This window comes from bacterium (assembly GCA_035527515.1).
In the GTDB taxonomy this organism is placed as follows: domain Bacteria; phylum B130-G9; class B130-G9; order B130-G9; family B130-G9; genus B130-G9.
Genome location: DATLAJ010000137.1, coordinates 1 through 7,700, shown reverse-complemented (window position 1 = coordinate 7,700; position 7,700 = coordinate 1). Strand labels below are relative to the sequence as shown.

General features: G+C 56.4%; 7 protein-coding genes. 6 read left to right on the top strand and 1 reads right to left on the bottom strand.

Going from position 1 to position 7,700, the window contains the following annotated elements:
• The 6 genes from VM163_11220 to VM163_11195 form a co-directional block, all read left to right on the top strand.
• On the top strand, window positions 1–1,373 hold a 1,373-nt coding region (locus VM163_11220), incomplete at its 5' end, for a DNA repair helicase XPB (protein ID HUT04450.1).
• Between the two features lie 213 nt (window positions 1,374–1,586).
• Window positions 1,587–2,252: a pentapeptide repeat-containing protein gene (locus VM163_11215; GenBank protein ID HUT04449.1), complete on the top strand. Its 666-nt coding sequence runs from the start codon at window positions 1,587–1,589 to the stop codon at window positions 2,250–2,252.
• A 141-nt stretch (window positions 2,253–2,393) separates the two neighbouring features.
• Entirely contained in the window at window positions 2,394–3,242 is an 849-nt protein-coding gene (locus VM163_11210) for a transketolase (GenBank protein HUT04448.1), read from the top strand.
• Window positions 3,242–4,294 (top strand): transketolase family protein, encoded by a 1,053-nt coding sequence (locus tag VM163_11205; GenBank protein HUT04447.1) that lies wholly within the window; start codon window positions 3,242–3,244, stop codon window positions 4,292–4,294. The genes VM163_11210 and VM163_11205 overlap by 1 nt, the downstream gene beginning before the upstream one ends.
• A complete protein-coding gene (locus VM163_11200; protein ID HUT04446.1) occupies window positions 4,291–6,228 on the top strand; it encodes a DUF3352 domain-containing protein in 1,938 nt (645 codons plus the stop codon). The genes VM163_11205 and VM163_11200 overlap by 4 nt, the downstream gene beginning before the upstream one ends.
• An 11-nt stretch (window positions 6,229–6,239) precedes the next feature.
• Window positions 6,240–7,022, top strand: coding sequence for an MBL fold metallo-hydrolase (locus tag VM163_11195; protein HUT04445.1), 783 nt, complete (start codon window positions 6,240–6,242; stop codon window positions 7,020–7,022).
• A 102-nt stretch (window positions 7,023–7,124) separates the two neighbouring features.
• On the opposite strand, the gene VM163_11190 is transcribed toward VM163_11195, so the two are convergent.
• Window positions 7,125–7,457 (bottom strand): glutaredoxin domain-containing protein, encoded by a 333-nt coding sequence (locus VM163_11190; protein HUT04444.1) that lies wholly within the window; start codon window positions 7,455–7,457, stop codon window positions 7,125–7,127.
• Window positions 7,458–7,700: the final 243 nt, after the last annotated feature.

The window sequence follows — 7,700 nt, the reverse complement described above, 5'->3', positions numbered from 1 at the left end:
GCGAGGACTTGATACTCGTCTCGGACGATGCTTCGCTTATCGCCGAGATAATGAACACGGAGCGTGTGGCCAGATATGTTGATCGGCGAGTCGGCGAGCTTGAGCTCCTCATCCCCTCAATCCACAGGGGAGACATCAAGCAGGCTATGACTCGCATCGGCTACCCAGTAAAGGACGTGGCCGGCTACGTTGATGGGACGTTCTTCGAGTTTGCCCTGCGAGAGTTCATGTCAGACGGCGCCGAGTTGAAACTTCGGGACTACCAGCTCGCCGCCACGGATGCCTTCTACGCGGGTGGCTCATCCGAGGGCGGAAGCGGCGTCATAGTTCTGCCGTGCGGCGCGGGCAAGACAGTCGTCGGGCTTGCAGCGATGGCGCTTTTGAAGTGCGAGACGCTGATAATCTGCACGAATATCGTAGCGATTCGGCAGTGGATGATGGAGATGCTCGACAAGACGAACGTGTCAAGCGCGGACTTCGGTGAGTACAGCGGCGAGCGAAAGAAGATCAAGCCAATAACGCTCACAACCTACCAGATGCTGACGCACCGCACGAGCAAGGATGCAGAGTTTCGGCATTTCAAGGTCTTCGATGAGAAAGACTGGGGTCTGATAATCTACGACGAGGTCCATCTATTGCCCGCACCGGTGTTTAGGATAACCGCGGCACTTCAGGCGAGGCGGCGCCTCGGTCTGACGGCGACGCTTGTTCGTGAGGATGGGCTGGAGGCCGACGTATTCAGCTTGATAGGCCCGAAGAAGTTCGACGTGCCCTGGAAGGACCTCGAGAACCGAGGCTTCATTGCCGAGGCGCATTGCACGGAGGTGAGGGTTGAGATGCCGAAAGATGTGCGGCGCAGCTACTCGCTCTCGGTTCACCAGCAGAAGTATAGGCTGGCCGCGGAGAACTACCGCAAGTTGGAGGTTGTCAGACGGCTCGTGTCGGCGCACGAGGGCGAGCCGACCTTGATAATCGGCGTTTATATCCGTCAACTTCAGGAGATAGCGGATGAGCTACAGGCGCCGTTCATCCACGGCGGGACGCCGACCGTTGAGCGGGAGATGCTCTATGACGATTTCAGGGCGGGCAAGATCAAGATTCTCGTCGTGTCGAAGGTGGCGAATTTCGCCGTCGATCTGCCCGACGCCAGCGTCGCTATACAGGTCTCTGGCACGTTCGGGTCAAGGCAGGAGGAAGCGCAGCGGCTTGGGCGGATACTGAGGCCGAAGAGTCGCGGCCAGAAGGCGTTTTTTTACAGCATTGTCTCGAAGGACACGAAGGAACAGGAGGCGGCGATGAACCGGCAGCGCTTCCTGACCGAGCAGGGATACGCCTACAGCATCTACGACTGGCGGGAGCTGTTTGGTGAGTAGGTCTTTTGAGGTTCTCGGTCATTGAAGCCGTATAAGCCCTTTGGAACGTACGTGCTGGCTGCATGGTTTACATAGCCCAATCCGAATTCTCGGAGGGCATCTCCGCTCTTGACAACCCCTGGAGGCATACTTACTATCTCCTCGATGAAGAAGTGCCTTGTTAGGCAATAGACTGCGAGTGTGCAGGCCACAATCGTTTGGGAAAGTATGATAATGAGCGAGCTTGGGCGGGAGGAGATACTCAAGAGGGTCGCCGCTGGGGAGACCCTCGAAGGCCTCGACCTCTCGAAAGGGAATCTGGTAGAAGCTGACCTTACCAACGTCAATCTCAAGGGGTGCAACCTCAGTGGAGCGAATCTTTACGGCGCTGTTCTTGAGAGGGCTGACCTCTCCGGAGCGGACCTCTCCGGAGCGGATTTGTACAAAGCTGACCTTCTAGGAGCCAAGTTGGCCGGTGCAAACCTTTCGAGGGCTCGCTTCAAGGATAGCGACCTTGGGAATGCGGACCTTTCGTCCGCCGATCTGACGAACGCGAATCTGGAGTGGGCAGACCTGAAGAACGCGAAGCTTCTGAACGCTAAGCTTGAGCGCTGCAATCTATATCAGGCCAACCTGAAGCGAGCGGACCTCTCCGGTGCGGATTTCCGAGGCGCTAGTTTTGAGAACGCTACTCTCAGAGGCGCGACGCTCAAGGGGTGTTCGGGAGAGGTTAGCAGTTTCTACAGGGCGAGGTTGACAGATGCTAACCTGGCAAATGCGAAGCTTGATGGCGTCAACCTAAAGCAGGCGGAGGTCGCCGGAGCGAACTTTAAAAATGTCTCGGGACTAAGCGACGAGCAGATCGAATACGTGCGCGCAAATGGCGCAAAAGGTCTGTGAGGACCGGCTTTGCCTCATTAGGCGAGAGCGGTCCTGCACTTATTAACTCGGTAGCAAGAAGAGTGGGTATGCGTTTTCTTGAGGCTAGTTATTGTTTCCTTGCCAAACATATAACAGATTGTTCTGAACCGGGGCAGTGATATGGATGTAGGCGAGAAGAAGCGTCTCTCTGAGACAGCCAACCAAGTTCGCATCCTAGTTCTCAACATGCTGACTAAAGCGTGTTCGGGCCATACAGGTGGGTCTCTTTCCGTGGTGGATATTTTGACATATCTTTACTTCTACAAGATGCGACACAAGCCTGAAGACCCCGATTGGCCAGAGCGTGACCGGCTCGTCCTCTCGAAGGGGCACGCCGCTCCCACACTCTACGCGCTGCTCTCGATGTGCGGCTATTTTCCCCGATCTGAGCTGTTCAAGTTGCGGCGTGTGAACGGCTCATTGCAGGGCCATCCGGACGCGCGGCGGACGCCCGGAGTTGAGGCTTCGACCGGCTCGCTAGGTCAAGGGCTGTCGATGGCGAACGGAATAGCGCTGGGCCTGCGCCTTTCGGGGATTACGTCTAAGGTGTATGTGATCTTGGGCGATGGCGAGATTCAGGAGGGTCAGATTTGGGAGGCTGCTATGAGCGCCTCGCATTACAGGCTTGGCAATGTGGTGGTGATAATCGACGCCAACCAGCTTCAGATCGACGGCCGTGTCGAAAATATCATGGGCGTTGAGCCGATAGCCGCCAAGTGGGAGGCGTTTGGGTGGAATGTGCAGGAAGTTAACGGGCATGATTTCTCACAGCTCGACGCTGCCGTGAGCAAGATGGAGCAGTCGAGCGACGGCAAGCCGAACGTTGTCGTGGCGAGGACCATTAAGGGCAAGGGCGTCTCATTCATGGAAGGGAAGTGTCAGTATCACGGCGTGGCCCCGAAGATGGACGAGCTTCGGCGGGCAATGGACGAGCTCGGTGGCGAGGTCCTCATCGAGGAGGATAGCTGATGGGGCTTGGGGACCTGTGCGCCGGGAAGCATTTGACTGGCCTTCGCGACATTTACGGCGAGACGCTGGTCGAGCTCGGGGAGACGAACAAAGATATCGTCGTTCTCGACGCTGACCTGTCGCAATCCACGAGGACGGCGTGGTTCGGGGCGAGATTCCCTGATCGCTTCTTCAACATGGGTGTATCCGAGCAGGACATGATTGGGACGGCCGCGGGCCTTGCACTGGCGGGCAAGGTCCCGTTTGTGAGCACTTTTGCCATTTTCGAGACGGGTCGAGCTTGGGAGCAGATACGGCTTGGGCTCTGCCTTTCGCAGCTGCCCGTGAAGCTCGTGGCCAGCCACGGTGGGATCACCGTGGGGGAGGATGGTCCCACGCATCATTGTGTCGAGGACGCCGCGTTGATGCGAGTTCTCCCGAACATGACGGTCGTTTTCCCGGCGGATGCGTGCGAGATGCGAAGCGTCATTATTCAGAGCCTGTCCATGAAAGGCCCACTTTATGTTAGGGGCTCTCGAGAGAAATTCCCCGATATAACCTGCCGCGATACTGAGTTTAGGATAGGCAAGGCCTCCGTCCTCAGGGACGGGGGCGACTTGGCGATAATCGCTTGCGGCCTGATGGTTGATTTCTCACTTCAGGCGGCTCAAATGCTGGCCCAGGACGGTATTGACGCCCGCGTCATCAACATGTCAACGCTGAAACCCATCGACACTAAAGCAACGATTGCAGCGGCACGAGAGACCGGGCGCATCCTGACCGTCGAGGAACACTCTATAATCGGCGGGCTCGGAAGCGCGGTATGCGAAGTGCTCAGCGAGAGTTATCCCGTCCCGGTGCGACGATTAGGCGTTCCGGACCGATTCTCGGTCTCAGGTCCCTCGGGCGACTTGCTGAGGAGGTGCAAACTGACGCCGAGGGATATAAGTGAGGCTGCACTCGAATTCTGCAACGACAGGCGCCATTTGACTGTCGTGCAGAAAGCGCTCTCAGAACCACAAGGGAGCAGTCATCGCCACAGCATCCAACATCAGGAGGGCAACAAAAAGTGAAAAGAGCGCTGATCATCGTAGTAATCCTTCTCATCGCGGGGTTCGCGATATCTTATTACGTCACCGATATGTTCGGCCCTTGGGCCACCCACCGCAAGACAGCCACAACCGAGACCGGGCTCCAGAAGGCAGCAACGGCGGCTCCTGCCCCGGAGCTGCTCTCTTATGTCCCGAGCTCTGCCGCGCTGTGCGTGCACCTCATCGACATCGCAGCGCTGAAGACAGCGGTCCAAGGCAGCAACTACTTCAAACAGCTCTCGTCAAGTCCCTTTTGGCAGACGACTGTCTCGGTCGCGGAGAAGCAGCTTGAGCAGAACTTCAAGGACCGCAGCCTCGAGACGGCAGTTGAGGCTGAGCCTCCGGACCTAGGGCTCTTATGGGACCTTATCGGCGACGAGATCGTGATAGCATACATGCCTGGCGAGGCGCCGGACAGGGGGGGCACTGCGTTTCTGGCAAAGGTAGGAAATCCCGAAAAACTTAAAAAGATAGTCAAGTTAATCAAGGAGACTGCCCAGAACAACGGATTGACGCTCAGCGAGACCAAGTATAATGCCGAAACGATAACTAAGGTGGTCGGAGAGACTAGGCACAAGAGACCGTTGTTTTTATCAGAGGATAAACACGGGTCGATCGAGGGTCCGTTGTCCTTGTATAAGGATAAAGACGGGTCGATAAAGATGGGGGTCGCGCCCGTGGTCAAAGAGACCGAGGTCTTCTATCTATGTCAGACTTACGGTCTGCTGACCGGAGCAAATGACCTTGCGGCCCTGCAATCTATAATTGACCTGGTCTCTGGGAACAAGAAGGACTGCCTCGCAACCTCCGCCAACTACACTGAGGTCGCGAGCGAGTTGAGGCCCGGCCACTTCGGCGAGTGCTTCATGAACCTCGGCGTCGATTGGAGCAGCGTATTCCAAGCGATCGTTGAGAGCAAAGGCGCCCCGACTCAGTCTAAGGTGGGGGCTATGCCGAAGATGGCGGGGGACTCCTTGACGCGGTTCTACGTGAAGGATGGCGTCCAGTTTGAATCTTACACGGCCTTGGATGTTGAGAAAAGCGATGCCACGGTCACCGGTTTTTACGGGTTCCAGCCAAACGGCCTCCCTATTCTTTCGGCTGTCCCGGGGGGCTCAACGATGATGACGGCTATGAACTGTTTGAATGCAAAGCAAACCTACGAGCTCGTGATCGATTCGGTGATGGCTCGGAATCCGATGGCCGCCGTAATGGTAACGGGATTCATCGCAGAGCTCGAGAAGAAGATCGGCATATCAATAACAGAGGACCTTCTGCCGGCTGTTGGCCACGACATCGCCTTCTACTATAAGGGCGTGAGCTTCGAGCAGGACATACCTCTGCCGGAGTTTGGCTTTGTGTGCAGCTCCAGCAATCCCGAAAAGCTGTTCAACGCATTTCCCAAGATCGGAGACTATCTCCTGAGTTTTGACAAGGACAAGGCCCTCAAGGTTGAGCACAAGGATGTCGCCTACAAGGACAACCCAATCCACGTCGTCCGGCTCGCCATCCCTGTTGGCGAGAATCCCGCAGAGATGAGCATCGCCGCAGCGGTAGTTGACAAGTACTTCTGCGTAGGCTTTGGCCGAAAGCAGGTCGAGACCATGATAGATTGCATTAGCCACGAGCACCCTCTGCTTACGGACCAGCCCAAATACAAGGCCATCAGCGAGGGCTTTCCAGAAACGGTAAACCAGACCGCGTACCTCGATTTCGACGCTCTCTGGCAGCAGATCAAGTCCCTGCTAGAGCTTTATGCACAGGTCAGTGAACCGGGCAAGAAGGACGCTTTCCAGTTCTTTGATATTTTGCTCAGGCCGGTAAAAGCCGTCTTCATAACGTCACTTTACGAACATCCCTCGCCCAAAACCGCTGTCCAGAGAAGCTACGGGCACGTCAAGATCGAGGGAGAATAAGCCCCGGCAAGATGAGAATCTGTATCCTGGCCAGCGGCAGTTCTGGAAACTGCACGCTGTTTGAGTCCAAGCACGCCCGTGTCCTTCTTGATGTGGGCATCTCCTGGATACGTGTCGCAAAATCGCTCGGCTCGATCGGAGTCGATCCGGCCTCAATAGACGCGATCGTTGTAACACACGAGCACACCGACCACATCGCTGGCGTGGGCGTTGCGGCCAGAAAGCTGCGCTGTCCCATTTACGCCAACATCAAGACCCTCTACTTCACAGCCTCACGACTCAAAAACGTGGAGAAGGACAAGATTGTCCCAATTGATGCTGGCAAGCCGTTTATGGTCAAGGACCTTGAGTTCACCGCATTCCCCGTTCCGCACGATGCTGCAAGTCCAGTCGGATATGTCGTCAGGTCCAACGGCGTGAAGGCTGGCATCGCGACCGATCTTGGCTATGCGACAAACGTCGTCAGGCATTGTCTTGGCGGGTGCAATGCGCTCGTTCTCGAGTCCAATCACGACAGGAGAATGCTCCTGGATGGAGCCTATCCTCCGGAACTAAAGCAGCGGATCGCCAGCAAGAGAGGCCATTTGTCGAACGACCAGTCGGCAGACCTTCTGTCGAAGACCATGCACGACTGTCTCGCAACTGTGTTTCTGGCACACCTCAGTGAGGAGAACAACACACAAGAGCTCGCATTCAACTCCGCGGCCAGAGTCCTGAACGAGCTGGATCGGCAGGACGTGACCCTCTCGCTGACATTCCGCGAGCGCCAGAGCGACGTAATCACCATAGAATAACTCCCGGTCCCCGGGCGGAAAGGGACGCCGCTCTATATGGCAGCTACTGGGCACCTCGTGCTTCGCAGCGCGCTACGCAGAGTAGTAACCGCTTGCACTATGTCAGGAGGCCACCTTCTCATCAGGGAGCGGAATCTCCAGCTGCTTATTGGTTGAGAAAAGCGACTTCCTCTCGATCTCCGAGATGCCCTGCATAACCGCACGAAATCTCTTGATCACCTCGCCATCTTGCCCCACCAACAAAAGCACCGGCCACCCCTCATCCACGAGACCGTAGTAAGCTGCCTCTGCCAGTCCCTTGGCGTTGGAGACGTTGTAGAACTTGAAGGGGATTCTGTGCTGCTTGAGCCGAGATTTCGCCTCCGCGCACTTGGGGCAGCTCGAGCTGCCAAAAACCTTTAACACTGGCACGCCAGAAAAAACATTAATCAGCATTTTCATTGTATCCTTTGTAGATGATATGCCTATCAGCTGCTTGGCGTGCTGTCAACCGGAATCAGTGAGGAGTTTTCGTAATCGTGCCCGGTCCTGCTCAACTGACGGCGTTGTTCCCGCATCCCCGGAAGGGGATGAACGTGAGTAGCCGTAGGCGCCGGCCGAAGGCCCAGCCTACGGACAGGTGGCCCCAAACCTCCTGAAAGGCGACCCCAACGGGGTCGAACGATGTCGTTGATCTGT

What these genes read in the sequence shown, in the direction of transcription:
- VM163_11215 (HUT04449.1), top strand. Translation starts at nt 1,587, where the DNA reads ATGAGCGAGCTTGGGCGGGAGGAGATACTCAAGAGGGTCGCCGCTGGG.
- VM163_11205 (HUT04447.1), top strand. Translation starts at nt 3,242, where the DNA reads ATGGGGCTTGGGGACCTGTGCGCCGGGAAGCATTTGACTGGCCTTCGC.
- VM163_11190 (HUT04444.1), bottom strand. Translation starts at nt 7,457, where the DNA reads ATGCTGATTAATGTTTTTTCTGGCGTGCCAGTGTTAAAGGTTTTTGGC.
- VM163_11195 (HUT04445.1), top strand. Translation starts at nt 6,240, where the DNA reads ATGAGAATCTGTATCCTGGCCAGCGGCAGTTCTGGAAACTGCACGCTG.
- VM163_11210 (HUT04448.1), top strand. Translation starts at nt 2,394, where the DNA reads ATGGATGTAGGCGAGAAGAAGCGTCTCTCTGAGACAGCCAACCAAGTT.